The sequence below is a fragment of the Pseudomonas nitroreducens genome (genome assembly GCF_014204515.1).
Classification (GTDB): Bacteria; Pseudomonadota; Gammaproteobacteria; order Pseudomonadales; family Pseudomonadaceae; genus Pseudomonas; species Pseudomonas nitritireducens_A.
This window is the reverse complement of record NZ_JACHLI010000013.1, coordinates 119362-137850: the sequence shown is the minus strand read 5'-3', so window position 1 is coordinate 137850 and position 18489 is coordinate 119362. Positions and strand designations below refer to the sequence as shown.

The window sequence follows — 18489 nt, the reverse complement described above, 5'->3', positions numbered from 1 at the left end:
TGCTGAAACAGGCATTTTTCGACAATTAATTCTCACCAAACACGCCATCAGGACTTTTCCTACCAAATTTCCCCAAATGCTTGCCATTGGTCTCCCAGGCCATTAGCTTGGCACCCATGAAAACCGCACACACCCTCATCCTGCTTCGCCAACACGCCTGCCTGCGCCTGGTCAGCCCGCGACTGCGTGGCTGAGCCCCCCTCCCCCGTTTCGCCTCATTCAGATTTTCACGCGCAGGCCCCGCAGGCCGCAGAGAACAAGGATTCCGCTCATGAGCATGCTCAAAGACCCGTCGAAGAAATACCGTGCCTTCACCCAGATCACCCTGCCCGACCGCACCTGGCCGGACAAGATCATCGACAAGGCGCCGATCTGGCTGTCCACCGACCTGCGTGACGGCAACCAGTCGCTGATCGAGCCGATGGACGCCGAGAAGAAGATGCGCTTCTTCAAGTGCCTGGTGCAGGTCGGCCTGAAGGAAATCGAAGTGGGCTTCCCGTCCGCCTCGCAGACCGACTTCGACTTCGTCCGCGAGCTGATCGAGAACGACCACATTCCCGATGACGTCACCATCCAGGTACTGACCCAGGCCCGCGACGACCTCATCGAGCGCACCTTCGAGTCGCTGAAAGGCGCGAAGAAGGCCATCGTCCACTACTACAACGCCTGCGCACCGAGCTTCCGCAAGATCGTCTTCAACCAGGACAAGGCCGGCGTCAAAGCCATCGCCGTGGCCGCTGGCCAGACCATCAAGCGCCTGGCCGACGCCGCGCCGGAAACCCAGTGGGGCTTCGAGTACTCGCCGGAAGTGTTCAGCTCCACCGAGACCGATTTCGCCGTCGAGGTGTGCAACGCAGTGATAGAGGTGTTCCAGCCGACCCCGGCCAACCGCCTGATCCTCAACCTGCCCGCCACCGTCGAGTGCGCCACCCCGAACAACTACGCCGACCAGATCGAGTGGTTCGGCCGCCAGATCAACAAGCGCGACAGCGTGCTGCTCAGCCTGCACACCCACAACGACCGTGGCACTGGCGTGGCCGCTTCGGAACTGGCCCTGATGGCCGGCGCCGACCGCGTCGAAGGCTGCCTGTTCGGTAACGGCGAGCGCACCGGCAACCTCTGCCTGGTGACCATGGCGCTGAACATGTACACCCAGGGCATCGACCCCGAACTGGACTTCTCCGACATCGACGCCGTGCGCAAGGTGGTGGAAGAGTGCAACCAGATTCCGGTGCACCCGCGTCATCCGTACGTCGGCGACCTGGTCCATACCGCCTTCTCCGGCTCCCACCAGGACGCCATCCGCAAGGGCTTCGCCCAGCAGCAGGAAGACGCCGTATGGGAAGTGCCGTACCTGCCGATCGACCCGGCGGACATCGGCCGCAGCTACGAGGCGGTGATCCGGGTGAACAGCCAGTCCGGCAAGGGCGGCATCACCTTCCTGCTCGAACAGGAATACGGCATCAGCCTGCCGCGCCGCATGCAGATCGAGTTCAGCCAGGTGGTGCAGAACGAGACCGACCGCCTGGGCCTGGAAATGACCGCCGAGCAGATCTACACCCTGCTGCAGACCGAGTACCTGCAAGCCGTGTCTCCCTTCGGCCTGAAGAACTACCGCCTGCAGGAAGAGAACGGCGTCTGCGCCATCGACATCGACGTGACCCACAAGGGCGAGCAGCACCGCTGGCACGGCAAGGGCAAGGGTACTCTGGAAGCCCTGGTCGCCTCGCTGCCGGTGGACGTCGAGATCATGGACTACAACGAGCACGCCATCGGCGCCGGCACCAATGCTCGCGCGGCCGCCTACATCGAACTGCGCGTCGAGGGTGGTCGTTCGCTGCACGGCATCGGCATCGATGAAAACATCACCACGGCGAGCTTCCGTGCGCTGTTCAGCGCCCTGAACCGCGCCGTGACGCTGGGCCACGCGAAAGCCGCGTAAGCCTGGTCTACGCTGGTCATCAAGGAAGTCCCTTTGCCCCGGATGCTTCGTGCGTCCGGGGCTTTTTCAATGGAGTGAGAAATGACGACCACACCGCAGGAAAATCCCTTCCAGACGCCAACCGCAGTCCTCCAGGATGGTCCAGCCGTTGCCACCGGCGAGCCGCTCTACCGTCTCGCCGCCGTCGTTATCGCCACCTTGTTCGGCACACCGGTCGCTGGCGCCTGGGTCATTGCGCAGAACCTCAAGCGATTGGGACGCGATGCTCAGGTTCGTAATGCCTGGATCACCGGCATCGGCGTATTCGCCGCGATACTGCTGGCAGCCCTGCTCCTGCCCGAAAGCGTCCCCGCCACGCCCTTCAACATTGCCGCCGTCATCGTCATGCATCGTTACGCCAAGCAAATAATCGGCGACGCAGTCGAGCAGCACGCCGCCCAGGGTGGCCAATTCGCCTCCAACTGGCGCGCCTTGGGTGTCAGCTTGCTGATCCTCGCCGCGGTCATGGCCGTGGTATTCGGCAGTGCCTTCGTGCTGGCCCTGCTCGGCCTGATCTGAACCGCCCGCCTCACACCCTCTAAAGATTCCCCCTAGCCCCCTAGGGGGAAGTCTCCGCAATGCTGGTACTCGCCCCGATTACCGCTGCCGCTCCCCTTCCCTAGTCTTGCGTGCACTGCCGTGGAAACGGCAGGCAAACAAAAAACCGTGTCACGCAATCAGACACTTTGGGCCGCCCCTGCCTTGCGTACAGAGGCGCCCGGTTACCTACAACAACAACGAGCTCGACGTGCTTGGCCATCTGCCTTCACCCGCTTCAGGAGCCAGTAACCGTGAACCCGCAATCCCACCCGCAATCCGTCCGCGCTTCGCGCTATTCCTGGTATGTCGTCGTGCTGTGCATGGTGGCGTACATCTTCTCCTTCGTTGACCGGCAGATCCTTTCGCTGATGATCGAGCCGATCAAGGCCGACCTGCAGATCAGCGATACCCAGTTCAGCCTGCTCAGCGGGCTGGCCTTCTCGCTGTTCTACGCCTTCATGGGGCTGCCCATCGCGTACCTGGCCGACCGCTCCTCGCGAGTCAGGATCATCGCCATCGGCGTCGCTTTCTGGAGTCTCGCCACCGCCGCGTGCGGGCTGTCGAAGAACTTCCTGCAGATGTTCCTGGCGCGCATGAGCGTGGGCGTCGGCGAGGCCGCGCTGACACCGGCGACCTACTCGATGCTCGCCGACCTGTTCCCGAAGGAGAAACTCGGCCGCGCACTGGGGCTGTATTCCATGGGCGCGTTCCTCGGCGGCGGCCTGGCCTTCCTCGTCGGTGGCTACGTGATCGAGGCGCTGCGCGATGTGCCGGCCATCGACCTGGGCCTGCTGGGCCAGGTGCGATCCTGGCAGATCGCGTTCTTCATCGTCGGCCTGCCCGGCGTGCTGGTGGCGCTGCTGATCGCGCTGACCATCCGCGACCCGGCGCGCAGGGAGACCCACTCGCAGCACAAGGCGAGCATCGGCGACGGCCTGCGCTTCCTGCGCCGCCACCGCGCGACCTTCACCTGCCATTACCTGGGCTTCTCCTTCTTCGCCATGTGCCAGTACGCGCTGATGGGCTGGGCGCCGGCCATGTACATCCGCCAGTACGGCCTGACGCCGCTGGAAGTGGGCTACATCCTCGGCGGCATCCTGCTGGTGCTCAACACCGCTGGCGTGTTCTGCGCCGGCTGGCTGGTGGACGTGCTGCAGAAGCGCGGGCGCAGCGACGCCGCGATGATCGCCGGCATGCTCGGCGCGGCCTGCACCATTCCCTTCGTCATCGGCTCGGTGACGGCCGGCAGCCTGCAACTGTCGGTGCTGCTGATGGGCCCGGCGATGTTCTTCTGCGCCTTCTGCATCTCCACCTCGGCGGCCGCCATGCAGGTGCTCACGCCCAACCGCCTGCGCGCGCAGGTCTCGGCGCTGTTCCTGCTGGTCTCCAACCTGATCGGCCTGGGCGTCGGCACCACCCTGGTGGCACTGCTCACCGACCAGTACTTCAAGGACCCGAAGGCCGTCGGCTCGTCCATCGGCATCATCGTCACCCTCGCCGGGCTGCTCTGCCTGTGGTTGCTGGGCGCCGGGCGCAAGCACTTTCGCCGCAGCCTGGGCGAAGAACAACGGGCCCAGCCCGAAGCCGCCGCCGCCCTGAACGGCAACGCCGCCACCGCGAACTGATCGCGCCCGCCTCGACAAGACGCAAGCCCGTTCGCCGGCAGGACGCCCCGCGCCCCGGCGAACGGTGCCAGGAGATGACGATGTTCCGTAATCGCTTTACCGGTGCGCTGCTGTGCGGCGCGCTGATGCCCCTCTGCGCCCAGGCTGACCTGATCGACGACAGCCGCCTGGACACTACTCTGCGCAACTTCTACATGCTGCGCGACTATCGCCAGGACAACGCCGCGCAATCCCAGGCGGGCAGCTTGTCCCAGGCCGTACTGGCGCGTTTCAGCTCCGGCTTCAGCGAAGGCACCATCGGTGTCGGCGTCGATTTCACCGGCTTCTACGCCTTGAAACTCGACGGCGGTGCCGGCACCAGCAACGACAGCAACCTGCCCTATGACCGCAGCACCGGCGAGCCGGTGGATGACTTCAGCCGTGGCGGCGCCACGCTCAAGTTGCGCTACTCGAAGACCACGCTGCGGGTCGGCCTGCTGGAGCCGCGCCTGCCGGTGATCTTCCAGGATGACGTGCGCGTGCTGCCGCAGACCTTCCAGGGTGTGATGCTGGAGTCGAAGGAGTCGGAGCGCTTCAAATTCACTGTTGCGCAGCTGTGGAACACCAGCACTCGCGCCTCCAGTGACCGCGAGTCGTTCTACCTGGCCACCCGCCCTGCCAGCCAGGACAGCAACCAGCTGAACCTGGGCGGCGTCGATGCGCAATGGACACCCGGCCTGTCCACCAGCTACTACTTCGCCCAGCTGCAGGACATCTACGACCAGCACTACGTCGGTGCCAACTTCAAGCAGCCGCTGGGAGAGAAAACCGCGCTGCTCGGCACGCTGAGCTACTTCAATAATGAGGAATCCGGGCAGGCACTGGCCGGGCGCATCGACAACCGCGCCTATGGCGCGCGGCTCGGCGTGAAGCACGGCGGCCACATGCTTTCGGCGACCTACCAGCGCATGCTCGGCGAAGACATGTTCCCCATGCTGCTGGGCAATACGCCGCAGCCGTACCTGGTCAACTGGGTCACCAATGGCGGGTTCTTCTGGGCGCAGGAGCGCTCCTACCAGCTGCGCTACGACTACGACTTCGCCAGCCTCGGGCTGCCGGGCCTGACCCTGATGACGCGCTACACCAAGGGCACCGATATCTCGCGCCCCGGCCAGAGCGACGGCCACGAGTACGAACGCGATACCGATATCGGCTACACGATCCAGAGCGGTCCGCTGCAGAAGCTGGCGTTCCTCATGCGCACCTCCACCGTACGCAGCAGCTACGCCAGCGACTATGACGAGGTGCGCTTCATCACCAGCTATCCGCTGGCGTTCTGAGCCATGAAAAAGGCCCCTCGCGGGGCCTTCTTCGTTGTCAGGGGACGCTTACTCGTCGTCGCCGCTGGCGGTGACGGCGCCCAGGCAGCAGAGTCGATGCTGCTTGTCCCCCGCCTGCAGCAGCCAGGTCTCGTCCTCGGCCTGGTAGCTGGCCTCCATCACCTGGTTGTAGCTGAAGCGCCACTCGCGGCGGTCGCGGCCATCCAGGGACTCGATCTGCAGCACCACGTCTTCGCTGGCGAACGGCTGGTCGGCATGGGCGGCAGCATCGGCCTGGTCCAGCAATGCCTCGTTGAGCTCGAACTGCCAGGCGTGCAGACCGTCGATCAACAGCATGTCGGCGGTTTCCAGCTGGTCCAGCAGGTAGGGAGTCATGGTCATGGCGGGCACTCGGCAGATGGGCTGGGCGCCATGATAGACCAGCCGGCGTGCGGTTGCCGGGCAATCCGCCCCGCGGCAGGCGGCAGCCCGTCTACACTGAGGGTTCCCGCACATCCCCCAACCCACACATCTCCTGAGGAGCCAAAGCCGATGCGTACACGCGAACTCGGACAATCGGGCCTGAAGATTCCCGCTCTGGTCTTCGGCGGCAATGTGTTCGGCTGGTCCGCCGACGAGGCGACCTCGTTTCGCTTGCTGGACGCACTGCTGGACGCCGGGCTCAACTGCATCGACACCGCCGACGTCTACTCGCGCTGGGCGCCGGGGCACGCCGGCGGCGAGTCGGAAACCCTGATCGGCAAATGGCTGAAGAAGACCGGCAAGCGCAACCAGGTGATCATCGCCACCAAGGTCGGCATGGACATGGGCAATGGCCATAAGGGGCTGTCGGCGGTGTACATCGAGCAGGCCCTGGAGCGCTCGCTCAAGCGCCTGCAGACCGATTACATCGACCTCTACCAGTCCCACTGCGACGACCCGCACACCTCGCTGGAGGAAACCATGGGTGCCTTCGCCGAGGCGGTGGAGCGCGGCAAGGTGCGGGGGATCGGCGCCTCCAACTTTGACGCCGAGCGCCTGCGTGAAGCCCACGAGCTCTGTACGCGGCTCAAGCTGCCGCACTACCAGAGCCTGCAGCCCAACTACAACCTGTATGACCGCGCCAACTACGAGACCCAGCTGGAACCGACGGTGCAGCAGCTGGGCCTGGGGGTAATCAACTTCTACTCCCTGGCGGCCGGTTTCCTCACCGGCAAGTACCGCCGCGAGGACGACCTGGGCAAGAGCAGCGTGCGCGGCTACAAGGTGAAGAACTTCATGAACGAACGCGGCTTCGCCATCCTCGATGCGCTGGAGGCCGTGGCCGGCGAGCTGAATGCCACGCCGACCCAGGTCGCCCTGGCCTGGCTGATGGCCCGCCCGAGCATCACCGCGCCGATTGCCAGCGCTTCCAAGCTGGAGCAGTTGCCAGACCTGATCGCAGCGGTGGAGCTGAAGCTCAGCGACGAGGCGATCCAGCGGTTGAACACCGCCAGCGCCTATTGAGGAAATTCCAGGTCAACGCTGACCGCAGGATGGGTGGAGCGGAGCGATACCCATGCTGTCGGTGCTGCGATTGATGGGTATCGCTTCGCTCCACACCATCCTACTGCTGGCGCCCGGTACGTGCTCAGCGGGGCGAAGACATCGCGGACGGAGTTCGCTCCTACGCGGTGTCAGGTTTCGTAGGAGCGGACTCCGTCCGCGATTGGCCTCCGGCTACCCGCGGATATCGAACTCGTCCGCATCCAGATTGGCCGGGAAGCGCTCACGGTAAGCCGCCAGCTCCGCCGCGCTCAGGGCAATCTGGAATACGCCGTCGGCGTTGCCAGCGGCGAGCAGGTTGTCGCCCTGGAAGTCCAGCACCTGGCTGTCGCCCGAATAGGCGTGACCCTTGCCGTCTTCGCCGACGCGGTTGACCGCCGCGACGTAGCACAGGTTCTCGATGGCCCGCGCCGGCAGCAGGCGGTTCCAGTGCTGGCGGCGCGCGGCCGGCCAGTTGGCGGTGTAGAGCAGCAGGTCGGTGTCCTGGGCGTCACGGCTCCACACCGGGAAGCGCAGGTCGTAGCAGACCAGCGGGCGAATCCGCCAGCCCTTCCATTCCAGCAGAACCTGCTGCTCGCCCGGAGTGTAGTGCTGGTGCTCGCCGGCCATGCGGAACAGATGGCGCTTGTCGTAATGCTGCATTTCGCCATCCGGGCGCGCCCAGAGCAGACGGTTGCGATGGCTACCGTCTGCTGCGCGGATAATGACGCTACCGCAAACCACGGCATCGAGCCGGGCAGCCTGTTCGCGCAGCCAGGCGTAGGTCTCGCCCTCCTCCGCCTCGGCCAGTGCCTCGGAGTCCATGGAGAAGCCAGTGGTGAACATCTCCGGGAGGATCACCACGTCGGCACCGCGGGCGCTTTCCAGCAACGCCTCGAAGCGCTCGCGGTTGGCCCTGGCGTCGTGCCAGACCAGGGTGGTCTGCACCAGCGCCAGTTTCAGATCGGCCAGTTGAGTCAGATCGCGCATAGTCGTTCCGCTGCCTGGCGCAGCGTCTCCTCTTTCTTGGCGAAGCAGAAGCGCACCAGGCGCATGTCCGCCGGAGCCTGCTGGTAGAACACCGAGACCGGGATGGCGGCGACGCCGTGCTCGGTGGTCAGCCATTCGGACATGGCGACGTCATCAAGGTCCGGGCGGATCGCCGAGTAATCCACCACCTGGAAGTAGGTGCCGGCGGCGCGCTGGAAGGTGAAGCGCGAGCCTTCCAGCAGGTCGCAGAACAGATCGCGCTTGGTCTGGTAGAACGCCGGCAGCTCGCGCAGGTGTTCGGGGTGCGCGGCCATGAAGTCGGCCAGCGCGTACTGCAGCGGAGTCACGCCGCAGAAGTTCACGTACTGGTGGATCTTGCGCATCTCTGCCGACAGCGCTGGCGGCGCCACCACGTAGCCGGTCTTCCAGCCGGTGACGTGGTAGGTCTTGCCGAAGGAGCTGATGACGAAGGCGCGCGGGTACAGCTCGTCGTGGGCCAGCACGCTGGCGTGCTGCACACCGTCATAGATCAGGTGCTCGTAGACCTCGTCGCTGATCACATAGACCTCGCGATCACGGATCAGCTCGGCCAGGCGATCCAGGTCGGCGCGGTCGATCAGCGCGCCGCTGGGGTTGTGCGGGCTGTTGAGGAAGATTAGTCGGGTGCGCGGGGTGATGGCATCGGCCAGGCGCTGCCAGTCGATACGGAAGTCCGGCTGGCTCAGGGCGACGTGCACGCAGCGGCCGCCGGCCAGTTCCACCGAGGGCTCGTAGCTGTCGTAGCAGGGGTCGAGGACGATGGCTTCATCGCCAGCGCGGATCAGCGCCTGCACCGCGCAGAAGATGCCTTCGGTGGCGCCGGGAACGATGGTTACCTCGGCATCGGCGCTGACAGTGCGGCCGTAGAGGCTGGCGACCTTGAGCGCGACCTGCTCGCGCAGCGCCGGCAGACCGGTCATCGGGCTGTACTGGTTGTGCCCGGCCATCACGTGGCGGCCGACGGCTTCGAGCAACGGCGCAGGGCCGGGAAAGTCCGGGAAGCCCTGGGAGAGGTTCAGCGCCCCGCTTTGTGCGGCGAGCTGGGACATGCGGGTGAAGATGGTGGTGCCGACATTCGGCAGTTTGCTGGTAAGCATGGCGTGACTACAGGCTGCAGGCGATGAGAGGGAAGTCCCTACTCTATCGCCTGCGGCTTGCGGTCTGAAGCCCGACAGACGTTATTTACGTTTGTCCTTCTTCTTCTTCTCGGCCTTCTTGTGGTGCGACATCAGGCGGCGCTTCTTGTTGACCTGGCGATCGGTGAGCTGGGTCTTCTTGCCCTCGAACGGGTTGTCACCACCCTTGTACTCGATGCGGATCGGCGTGCCGACCAGCTTCAGCACACGGCGGAAGGTCTTCTCCAGGTAACGGGTATAGGCCTTGGGTACAGCATCGACCTGGTTACCGTGGATCACGATCAGCGGCGGGTTGGCGCCGCCCAGGTGCGCATAGCGCAGCTTGATGCGGCGGCCGTTGACCATCGGCGGCTGGTGGACCTGGATGGCGTCTTCGAGGATCTGCGTGAGCTTGCTGGTGGGCCAGCGGGTCACGGCGGAACGGAATGAGTCCTGCACCGATTTGTACAGATGGCCAACGCCGGTGCCGTGCAGCGCGGAGATGAAGTGGATGTCGGCGAAGTCGGCGAACATCAGCCGGCGTTCCAGCTCGGTCTTCACGTAATCGCGCTCGGCCGATTCCATGCCGTCCCACTTGTTCAGCGCGATGACCAGCGCGCGGCCGGTCTCCAGCACGAAGCCGAGCAGGTTGAGGTCATGCTCGACCACACCTTCGCGGGCGTCCATGACGAAGATGACCACGTTGGCGTCCTGGATCGCCTGCAGGGTCTTCACCACGGAGAACTTTTCCACCGCCTCGAAGATCTTGCCGCGGCGACGCACGCCGGCGGTGTCGATCAGGGTGTACTTCTCTTCGTTGCGCTCGAAGGGGATGTAGATGCTGTCGCGGGTGGTGCCGGCCTGGTCGTAGACGATCACCCGCTCTTCGCCGAGCATGCGGTTCACCAGCGTGGACTTGCCGACGTTGGGGCGACCGATGATGGCGATCTTGATGCCATCCTTCTCGCTCGGGCCGGGGATGCGCTTGGCTTCCTCGCCTTCGGCGACTTCTTCCATCTCGCCGGGCAGGTCGTTGTCTTCCGGCGCTTCCGGCTCGGGCGCGAACATCTCGCCCAGGGCTTCCTGGAGCATCTGGGTGATGCCGCGGCCGTGGGCGGCGGCGATCGGGATCGCGTGCCCCAGGGCCAGCGGGCTGAACTCGGCGCGGGCGATGTCCGGATCGACGGTGTCGACCTTGTTGGCCACCAGGTAGGTGCGCTTGTTCTTCTTGCGCAGGTGCTCGCCGATCATCTCGTCGGCGGCGGTCAGGCCGGCGCGGGAGTCGACCATGAACAGGACGGCATCGGCCTCTTCGATGGCCTGCAGGGACTGCTCGGCCATCTTCGCATCGATGCCTTCCTCGTCACCGGAGATACCACCGGTATCGATGACGATGAATTTCTTGCCCTGCCACTTGGCCTCGCCGTACTGGCGGTCTCGGGTCAGCCCGGCGTACTCGGCGACGATGGCGTCGCGGGTGCGGGTCAGGCGGTTGAACAGGGTGGACTTGCCGACGTTCGGGCGGCCCACCAGGGCTATTACGGGAACCATGCGGCTCTCCAGGAAATTTGATTTTCAGAAAACACGACGGCCGCTGCCGTTTTTCACGGCAGCGGCCGGCAGTAACACTCAGCTTAGCGGAGCGTGTAGGCGACCAGCTTGCCGCTGTTGCCGAACACGTACATCCAGTTGCCGACTACCAGCGGGCGAACCCGTACACCATCGCCATCGACCTTCTCGCGACCGACGAAACGACCGTCCACCTGGCTGAGCAGGTGCACGTAACCTTCCAGATCGCCCACCACCACGTTGCTCGAGAACACGGCCGGAGCGGACAGCTGGCGGCGAGCCAGGGCGTCGTTGCTCCACAGCGAGGACGAACCACGGGAATCGAGGCTTTCCACGGTACCGCTGGCCTGGCTGATGAACACGCTGCCAGTGCCTTCGGCGACGCCGACGTAGCTGGAGGCTTCACGCTGCCACAGCACGCGGCCGCTGCTCACGTCCAGCGCGGCGGCACGGCCCTGGTAGCTGGCCACGTAGAGCACGTTGTCGACCAGCAGCAGGCCGCCGTCGATATCGACCACGCGATCCAGTTCGGAACGGCCCTGCGGGATGGCGACGCGCGCTTCCCAGACCGGCAGGCCGCGCTCGACATCCACGGCAACGACCTTGCCGCTGGCCAGACCGGCCAGCGCCAGGCGACCGGCGATCAGCGGAGCGCCCGTGCCGCGCAGGGTCAGCACCGGTACGGTGCCTTCGTAGATCCAGCGCTGGTTGCCGGTGGCGGCATCGAAGCCGATCAGCTTGTCATCCTGGGTCTGCACCACCACCACGTCACCGTTGGTGGCCGGCGCGGCGAGGACTTCGCTGCTGACCTTGGTGCGCCACTTCTGCTCGCCGGTGCCGGAATCCAGGGCGATCACGTCGCCGCGCAGGGTGCCCAGCAGAACCATGCCGTTACCTACGCCGACGGCGCCGGAGATCGGCAGGTCGAGGTCCTGCTTCCACAGGACTTCGCCGCTTTCGCGCTGGATCGCCATGACCCGGCCTTCGGCGGACGCAGCGTAGATGGTCTGGCCATCCACGGCGGGTTCGAGCAGGTTGTACAGATCGCCCTGGCCGTCACCGACCGAGCGGCTCCACTGCTTGTCCAGGCGAACCTCTTCCTTGAAATCGGTCAGTTCGGCCGGCGGCAGTTCTTTCTTGCTATTGCTGCTGCAACCCACAGCCATCAGGGTCAGTGCCAGCAGTGCAACGTGTTTCCAACGCAACATCTCAGGCGTCTCCCTTGGCCAGGTCGTCGAGTTTCATCTGCAGGGCGCCTACGGCGGCATCTTCCGGCAGGGCAGCCTTGGCCTTCTCGTAGGCGACGCGGGCGTCGTCATTGCGCTTGAGCTGCAGCAGCAGGTCGCCGCGCAGTTCTTCGCGGGTGGCGACGTAGGCCTTGTCGACATTGCCGTCGAGCAGCTTCAGGCCGTCCTCGGCCTTGCCCTGGGCAGCCAGGACACGGGCCAGGCGCTGACGGGCCAGCTCGCCGAGGGTGGCGTCCACCGGCTTGTCGACCACGGCCTTGAGTTCGAGGGCGGCATCGTCCAGCTTGCCGCTGTCCACCGCCACCTTGGCGACGAACAGGCGGCCGTACTGGGCGTACGGGGTGCCACCGTATTCGCTGGTCAGCTTGCCGGCGAGCTCGGCCACTTTCGCGGTATCGGGCTGGCCGGTCGGGTTCAGCGCGGTCTCCAGCAGGGCCTGGTAAATGATGGAAGCGCCCTGGGACTGGTTGGTCTGGTACTTTTTCCAGGCCTGCCAGCCGAACACCACGATCAGCGCCAGAGCGGCGCCGGTCAGCAGGGGCATGCCGTTACGCTGCCACCAGTCCTTGATGTCAGCGATCTGTTCTTCTTCGGTACGGTTACTCACCCCAATACTCCTATCCGCTCGATTCAGGCCTGCTGGAGGCAGGCAGCCAGGTGCTCGGGCAGAGCATCCCAGGCGATATTCTGTTGTTCGCCCTCGCCACGCAGGGGTTTGAAACCTACCACGCGGTTGGCCACTTCGTCGTCACCCAGAATCATGGCGAATTGTGCGCCACTCTTGTCGGCCTTCTTGAACTGGCTCTTGAAGCTGCCGGCGCCGGCGTTGACCAGCAGGCGAATGCCCGGAATGGCCTCGCGCAGCTGCTCGGCCAGGGTCAGCGCGGCCAGCTCGGCGGTCTCGCCGAAGGCGCAGACGTAGAGGTCGGCCGGGCGATTCAGCTCGGCAGGCACCACACCCAGGGTTTCCAGCAGCAGCACCAGGCGCTCCACGCCCATGGCGAAGCCCACGCCCGGCGTCGGCTTGCCGCCGAACTGGCTGACCAGGCCGTCATAGCGGCCCCCGCCGCAGACGGTGCCCTGGGCGCCGAGCTTGTCGGTGACCCATTCGAAAGCGGTGCGGCAGTAGTAGTCCAGGCCGCGCACCAGCTTCTGGTTGATCTCGTAGCGCAGGCCGACCGCGTCCAGGCGGGCCTTCAGGCCCTCGAAGTGGGCGAGCGACTCTTCGTCCAGGTAGTCGTGCAGGCTCGGCGCACCGACCAGCAGGGCCTGGGTAGCCTCTACCTTGCTGTCGAGGATGCGCAGCGGGTTGGTGGTCATGCGGCGCTGGCTGTCTTCGTCGAGCTGGTCGAAGCGGTCCTGCAGGTAGGCCACCAAGTCATCGCGATAACGCGCGCGCGCTTCGCTGGAGCCCAGGGTGTTGAGCTGCAGGGTCACGGCGTCGGCCATGCCCAGCTTCTGCCACAGGCGCCAGGTGAGGATGATCAGCTCGGCGTCGATGTCCGGACCGGGCAGGTTGAAGACTTCCACGCCGATCTGGTGGAACTGGCGGTAGCGGCCTTTCTGCGGCTTTTCGTAGCGGAACATCGGGCCGGTGTACCACAGCTTCTGCACCTGGCCGCCGCCCGACAGGCCATGCTCCAGCACGGCGCGCACGCAACCCGCGGTGCCTTCCGGACGCATGGTCAGGGATTCGCCGTTGCGGTCGAGGAAGGTGTACATCTCCTTGTCGACCACGTCGGTGCCTTCGCCGATGCCGCGGGCGAAGAGCTCGGTGAACTCGAGGATCGGCAGGCGGATCTCGCTGTAGCCATAACCGTCCAGCAGACCGGCGAAGGTGCGTTCCAGATAGCGCCAGGCCGGGGTCTGCTCCGGCAGGATGTCGTTCATGCCACGGATGGCTTGCAGGGACTTGCTCACTTAGGGTCCTTGTTGCGGTCAGCCGCGCACGATCAGTGCGGCGTCGGCCTCGGCCTTCTCGGCCGCTTTTTCGCGGATCAGCCGTTCCAGCTCATCCACCAGGTTATCGTTCTGCAGCTTCTGCGCCGGCTTGCCGTCGATGTAGATCAGGTTGCTCGGGGAGCCGCCGGTGAGGCCGATGTGCGCCTCCTTGGCTTCGCCCGGGCCGTTGACCACGCAACCGATCACGGCGACGTCCAGCGGCACCAGCAGGTCTTCCAGGCGGCCTTCCAGCTCGTTCATGGTCTTCACCACATCGAAGTTCTGCCGCGAGCAGCTCGGGCAGGCGATGAAGTTGATGCCACGGGAGCGCAGGCGCAGCGACTTGAGGATGTCGAAGCCGACCTTGATCTCTTCCACCGGGTCGGCGGCCAGGGAGATGCGGATGGTGTCGCCGATGCCTTCGGCGAGCAGCATGCCTAAGCCGACTGCGGACTTCACGGTGCCCGAACGCAGGCCACCGGCTTCGGTGATGCCCAGGTGCAGGGGTTGCTCGATCTCTTTGGCCAGCAGGCGGTACGCGGCGACAGCCATGAACACGTCGGAGGCCTTCACGCTGACCTTGAAGTTCTGGAAGTCCAGACGCTGCAGGTGGTCGACGTGGCGCATGGCCGATTCCAGCAGCGCTTCGGGGGTCGGTTCGCCGTATTTCTTCTGCAGGTCCTTCTCCAGCGAACCGGCGTTGACGCCGATGCGGATCGGGATGTTCTTGTCACGTGCGGCATCCACCACGGCCTTCACGCGGTCTTCGCGACCGATGTTGCCCGGATTGATGCGCAGGCAGTCGACGCCCAGTTCGGCGACGCGCAGGGCGATCTTGTAGTCGAAGTGGATATCGGCGACCAGCGGCACCTTCACCTGCTGCTTGATCCTGCCGAACGCCTCGGCGGCGTCCATGTCAGGGACCGAGACGCGGACGATGTCCGCGCCGGCATCTTCCAGACGGCGGATCTGCGCCACGGTGGCGGCCACGTCCAGGGTGTCGGTGTTGGTCATGCTCTGCACGGCGATGGGGGCATCCCCACCCACCGGCACGTTACCCACCCAGATCTTGCGGGACAGGCGACGTTTGATCGGAGACTCGCAATGCATCTTACTGTCCACCCAACTTCAGGCGTGCGGTACCACCGCGCGCCGGCGTGACTTCGACCGGCTGGCCGTTGTAGCTGACCTGGGCGCCCTGGGCGAAGCCCAGGCGCAGCTGGACCGGCGCCTTGGCGGCGACTTCCAGCGAATCACCCTTGCGCTTGAGACCTTCCAGCACGACCTTGCCATCGGCATCGGTCACCTGGGTCCAGCAATCGGCGCTGAATTGAACCTTGACCACCCCCTGGCCGGCAGCGGCCACGACCGGTGCGGCCGGCGCCACGGGCGCTGCCTCGACCGGAGCCGTCGGCGCTGCTGGCGCGGTAGGCGCGGCAGCAGCCGGCTGCTGGGCGCTGCCCGCTGCAACCTGGGCCGGTGCAACCTGGGCCGGAGCGCTCTCGGTGGGTGCCGGAGCAACCGGTGCCGGGGCGGCGTCGGGATTGGCTGCCACGCCGGGCTCGCCCTCTGCCGGTGCCTGGGGCTCGCCGCTGTCGCCAGCGGGAACGCTCGGTGCATTGCCCTGCTCCTGGTTCGCCGCCAGGTCCTCGGGCTCGTCGAGGGTGTGGATTTCCGTGGTGCCGTCGGCGCTCTCGACCTCGACGTGCTCCATGTTCAGGCTGCCGGTCTCGGCCGGGCGCGAGGCGCGCTCCTGCCACCAGAAGTAGCCGAAGCCGATCAGCACGGCCAGCAGCACCAGGCTGAACAGGCGCAGCAGGTTGCGCGACAGACGCACCGGCTCGACCACGCGGCCCAGACTGTGGACATTGCTGCCGCTGGCGTCGGTACCGGTGTACTGGTCGAAAGCGGTGACCATCTGCGCCTGGTCCATGCCCAGCAACTTGGCGTAGGCGCGGACGTAGCCACGGGCGAAGGTGTGGCCGGGCAACTGATCGAACGAACCCTGTTCCAGCTGACGCAATGCGTTCTCGGTCAGGTTCAGCTGGCCGGCGACCTGCGCGGTGCTCCAGCCCTTGTTCTCGCGCGCCTGGCGCAGCGTTTCGCCAGGGTTGGCGCGGGTCGTGCCGATGACATCGGACTGCGACGTATTCATCATTTATCCGCCTGGTATGCCTGGTATTCAGGAGAAGCGGGATACAGGCGCTTCAGCTGCAGGCCGAAACTCGCCGCGGTATCCCGGTCGTCGAAGATCTTCGCCAGTCGAATCCCCAGCAACAGGCTGCGCGCGGTCTGCGGGCCCTGCTTGAGATATTCCTCGTAGAAGGCGCGCGACGGCACGTACTCGCGATCCTGGTAGTTCAGGTCGGCCAGCTCGATCAGCGCCACCGGCGAACCGCGATTCAAACGCACGGCCTTCTCGAAGAACTCCTTGGCCTTGGCGCGCTGGTTGAGCTTCATGCTCACCAGGCCGAGGTTCTCGAAGATGCGCGAGCGCTCGGAGTAGAGGCCGTCTTCGGTGGCCTTCATGTAGGTGTCGTAGGCTTCCTGATAGCGCTTCTGCTCGAACAGGAAGCTCGCGTAGTTGTTCAGGATGCGCGCATCGCCCGAGCGCGAGGACAGCGCCTTGCGGTACTCGCTCTCGGCGAGCTTGGGCTCCATCTCGGTCTGGTAGACCACGGCCAGGGCGGCGTGGGCATCGGCGCTGGAGGAGTCCAGGTCGAGCGCCTGGCGCAGCGGGATCTTGGCCTGCTCGGTATTGCCCATCTGCAGGTAACCGATGCCGAGCTGGATGTAGGCGTCGCGCGCCTCGTCCCGGCCCTTCTCGGTTTTCAGAGGATCCTGTTTACCGGTCGTCACGCAACCCGTCAGCACGGTTGCCAACAGTAAGAACAGCGCGGCGCGCAGGGTCATCGGAATCCTCCCTAGTTCAGTTTCGGTTGGCAGCGGGCACGGCCTGGTCGGCATCGGCGGCCAGCTGACGTACGGCAATATAGCGCTCGCTGCGGCGGGTGCGGTCCATCACCTGGCCCACCAGCTGACCACAGGCGGCGTCGATGTCGTCGCCGCGGGTGGTACGAACGGTCACGTTGAAGCCGCTCTTGTGCAGCATGTCCTGGAAACGGCGGATGGCATTGTTGCTCGGCCGCTCGTAACCCGAATGCGGGAACGGATTAAACGGAATCAGGTTGATCTTGCAAGGGAAATCCTTGAGCAGTGCGATCATCTGCTCAGCATGCTCGGGCTGATCGTTGACGCCGGCCAGCAGGGTGTACTCCACGGTCAGCACGCGCTCCTTGCCCAGGCGCGTGATGTAGCGGTAGCAGGAGTCGAGCAGCATGGCGAGCGGGTACTTCTTGTTGATCGGCACCAGCTTGTTGCGCAGTTCGTCGTTGGGCGCGTGCAGCGACAGGGCCAGGGACACGTCGGTGACCTCGGCGAGCTTGTCGATCATCGGCACCACGCCGGAGGTGGACAGGGTCACCTTGCGCTTGGAAATACCGTAGCCGAGGTCTTCCATCATGATGCTCATGGCGCTCACGACGTTGTCGAAGTTCAGCAGCGGCTCGCCCATGCCCATCATCACCACGTTGGTGATGGCACGGTCGATCTTGCCCGGGATGGTCCCGAACGACTGGTTGGCGATCCACACCTGGCCGATGATCTCGGCGCTGGTCAGGTCGCTGTTGAAGCCTTGCTTGCCGGTGGAGCAGAAACTGCAGTCCAGCGCACAGCCGGCCTGGGACGACACGCACAGGGTGCCGCGGCCGCCCTGGGGAATGTACACGGTCTCGACGCAACTGCCCGAAGCCACGCGCACCACCCACTTGCGGGTACCGTCAGCGGAAATGTCCTGGCTGACGATCTCCGGGGGACGAATTTCGGCAACGGCCTCGAGCTTTTCGCGCAAGGCCTTGCCGACGTTCGTCATGGCGCTGAACTCGAGAGCGCCAAAGTGGTGAATCCATTGCATTACCTGGCCGGCGCGGAAGCGCTTTTCACCGATGGACTCGAAGAATTCCTCGAGCTGGGGCTTGGTCATGCCCAGCAGGTTGGCCTTTACAGCGGTATTAGTCATGGATTCACCCTCGCTCATTCGCCTGGATCAGCGAATGCGCTCGCACACCTCGGTGCTGGAGAAGAAGTAAGCGATTTCACGAGCAGCGGAAGCTTCCGAGTCGGAACCGTGTACGGCGTTCTCGTCGATGGAAACGGCGAAGTCGGCGCGGATGGTGCCAGCGTCGGCTTTCTTCGGATCGGTGGCGCCCATCAGCTCACGGTTGCGCAGGATGGCGTCTTCGCCTTCCAGAACCTGAACGACGACCGGGCCGGAGGTCATGAAGGAAACCAGGTCCTTGAAGAAGGGACGCTCTTTGTGCTCGGCGTAGAAACCGCCAGCTTCGCGCTCGGACAGCTGAACCATCTTCGAAGCGACAACGCGCAGGCCGGCTTTCTCGAAGCGGGTCAGGATTTCGCCGATGACGTTCTTGGAAACGGCGTCGGGCTTGATGATGGAGAAGGTACGTTGCAGGGCCATGGAAATAACTCCGAAAAGCAAGGTTGGTAATGCCAAGAAGCCCCTGGCGTGGCCAGGAGCTCCTGCGATTCTAGGGTTTGCCG

At 65.0% G+C, this 18489-nt stretch carries 17 protein-coding genes; 5 read left to right on the top strand and 12 right to left on the bottom strand.

The features are described from left to right. Nucleotides 1-271 precede the first annotated feature (271 nt). From leuA to HNP46_RS17490, 4 genes are all read left to right on the top strand, one after another. Nucleotides 272-1942, top strand: coding sequence for a 2-isopropylmalate synthase (gene leuA / locus HNP46_RS17505; RefSeq protein ID WP_221455012.1), 1671 nt, complete (start codon nucleotides 272-274; stop codon nucleotides 1940-1942). Nucleotides 1943-2023: 81 nt separating this feature from the next. Further along, nucleotides 2024-2500, top strand: coding sequence for a hypothetical protein (locus tag HNP46_RS17500; protein WP_184591247.1), 477 nt, complete (start codon nucleotides 2024-2026; stop codon nucleotides 2498-2500). A 272-nt stretch (nucleotides 2501-2772) separates the two neighbouring features. Next, nucleotides 2773-4146, top strand: a complete 1374-nt coding sequence (locus HNP46_RS17495) for a spinster family MFS transporter (RefSeq protein ID WP_184591245.1) — start codon at nucleotides 2773-2775, stop codon at nucleotides 4144-4146. 80 nt (nucleotides 4147-4226) lie between these two features. After that, a complete protein-coding gene (locus tag HNP46_RS17490) occupies nucleotides 4227-5465 on the top strand; it encodes an OprD family porin (RefSeq protein ID WP_184591242.1) in 1239 nt (412 codons plus the stop codon). A 48-nt stretch (nucleotides 5466-5513) separates the two neighbouring features. Here HNP46_RS17490 and HNP46_RS17485 read toward each other — a convergent pair whose 3' ends face one another. Continuing rightward, nucleotides 5514-5846, bottom strand: a complete 333-nt coding sequence (locus HNP46_RS17485) for a DUF5629 family protein (RefSeq protein WP_184591240.1) — start codon at nucleotides 5844-5846, stop codon at nucleotides 5514-5516. 150 nt (nucleotides 5847-5996) lie between these two features. Between HNP46_RS17485 and HNP46_RS17480 the strand changes: the two genes are divergently transcribed. Further along, entirely contained in the window at nucleotides 5997-6950 is a 954-nt protein-coding gene (locus tag HNP46_RS17480) for an aldo/keto reductase (protein ID WP_184591237.1), read from the top strand. Between the two features lie 213 nt (nucleotides 6951-7163). Here HNP46_RS17480 and HNP46_RS17475 read toward each other — a convergent pair whose 3' ends face one another. From HNP46_RS17475 to ndk, 11 genes are all read right to left on the bottom strand, one after another. Then, nucleotides 7164-7958, bottom strand: a complete 795-nt coding sequence (locus tag HNP46_RS17475) for an amidohydrolase (RefSeq protein WP_184591235.1) — start codon at nucleotides 7956-7958, stop codon at nucleotides 7164-7166. Then, nucleotides 7946-9094, bottom strand: coding sequence for a pyridoxal phosphate-dependent aminotransferase (locus HNP46_RS17470; protein WP_184591232.1), 1149 nt, complete (start codon nucleotides 9092-9094; stop codon nucleotides 7946-7948). Before HNP46_RS17470 ends, HNP46_RS17475 begins: the two co-directional genes overlap by 13 nt. Before the next feature lie 81 nt (nucleotides 9095-9175). After that, nucleotides 9176-10663, bottom strand: a complete 1488-nt coding sequence (gene der / locus HNP46_RS17465) for a ribosome biogenesis GTPase Der (RefSeq protein ID WP_081515961.1) — start codon at nucleotides 10661-10663, stop codon at nucleotides 9176-9178. Nucleotides 10664-10746: 83 nt separating this feature from the next. After that, on the bottom strand, nucleotides 10747-11889 hold the full coding sequence (bamB, locus tag HNP46_RS17460) for an outer membrane protein assembly factor BamB (protein WP_184591228.1): 1143 nt from the start codon (nucleotides 11887-11889) through the stop codon (nucleotides 10747-10749). A 1-nt stretch (nucleotide 11890) separates the two neighbouring features. Further along, nucleotides 11891-12535 carry a YfgM family protein gene (locus HNP46_RS17455; protein ID WP_184591226.1) on the bottom strand — a complete coding sequence of 215 codons (645 nt, stop codon included), beginning with the start codon at nucleotides 12533-12535 and terminating at the stop codon, nucleotides 11891-11893. Between the two features lie 23 nt (nucleotides 12536-12558). After that, the gene (hisS, locus tag HNP46_RS17450; RefSeq protein ID WP_184591222.1) at nucleotides 12559-13848 is read right to left on the bottom strand and encodes a histidine--tRNA ligase; all 1290 of its coding nucleotides are present in this window, start codon (nucleotides 13846-13848) and stop codon (nucleotides 12559-12561) included. A gap of 18 nt (nucleotides 13849-13866) precedes the next feature. Next, nucleotides 13867-14979, bottom strand: coding sequence for a flavodoxin-dependent (E)-4-hydroxy-3-methylbut-2-enyl-diphosphate synthase (ispG, locus tag HNP46_RS17445; RefSeq protein WP_184591217.1), 1113 nt, complete (start codon nucleotides 14977-14979; stop codon nucleotides 13867-13869). Between the two features lies 1 nt (nucleotide 14980). Continuing rightward, nucleotides 14981-16027: a helix-turn-helix domain-containing protein gene (locus HNP46_RS17440; RefSeq protein WP_184591215.1), complete on the bottom strand. Its 1047-nt coding sequence runs from the start codon at nucleotides 16025-16027 to the stop codon at nucleotides 14981-14983. Then, complete coding sequence (gene pilW, locus HNP46_RS17435; RefSeq protein ID WP_184591213.1) at nucleotides 16024-16782, bottom strand: type IV pilus biogenesis/stability protein PilW; 759 nt, start codon at nucleotides 16780-16782, stop codon at nucleotides 16024-16026. Before pilW ends, HNP46_RS17440 begins: the two co-directional genes overlap by 4 nt. 16 nt (nucleotides 16783-16798) lie before the next feature. Then, entirely contained in the window at nucleotides 16799-17947 is a 1149-nt protein-coding gene (rlmN, locus tag HNP46_RS17430; protein ID WP_184591211.1) for a 23S rRNA (adenine(2503)-C(2))-methyltransferase RlmN, read from the bottom strand. Nucleotides 17948-17974: 27 nt separating this feature from the next. Continuing rightward, nucleotides 17975-18406 carry a nucleoside-diphosphate kinase gene (gene ndk, locus HNP46_RS17425; protein WP_024762960.1) on the bottom strand — a complete coding sequence of 144 codons (432 nt, stop codon included), beginning with the start codon at nucleotides 18404-18406 and terminating at the stop codon, nucleotides 17975-17977. Nucleotides 18407-18489: the final 83 nt, after the last annotated feature.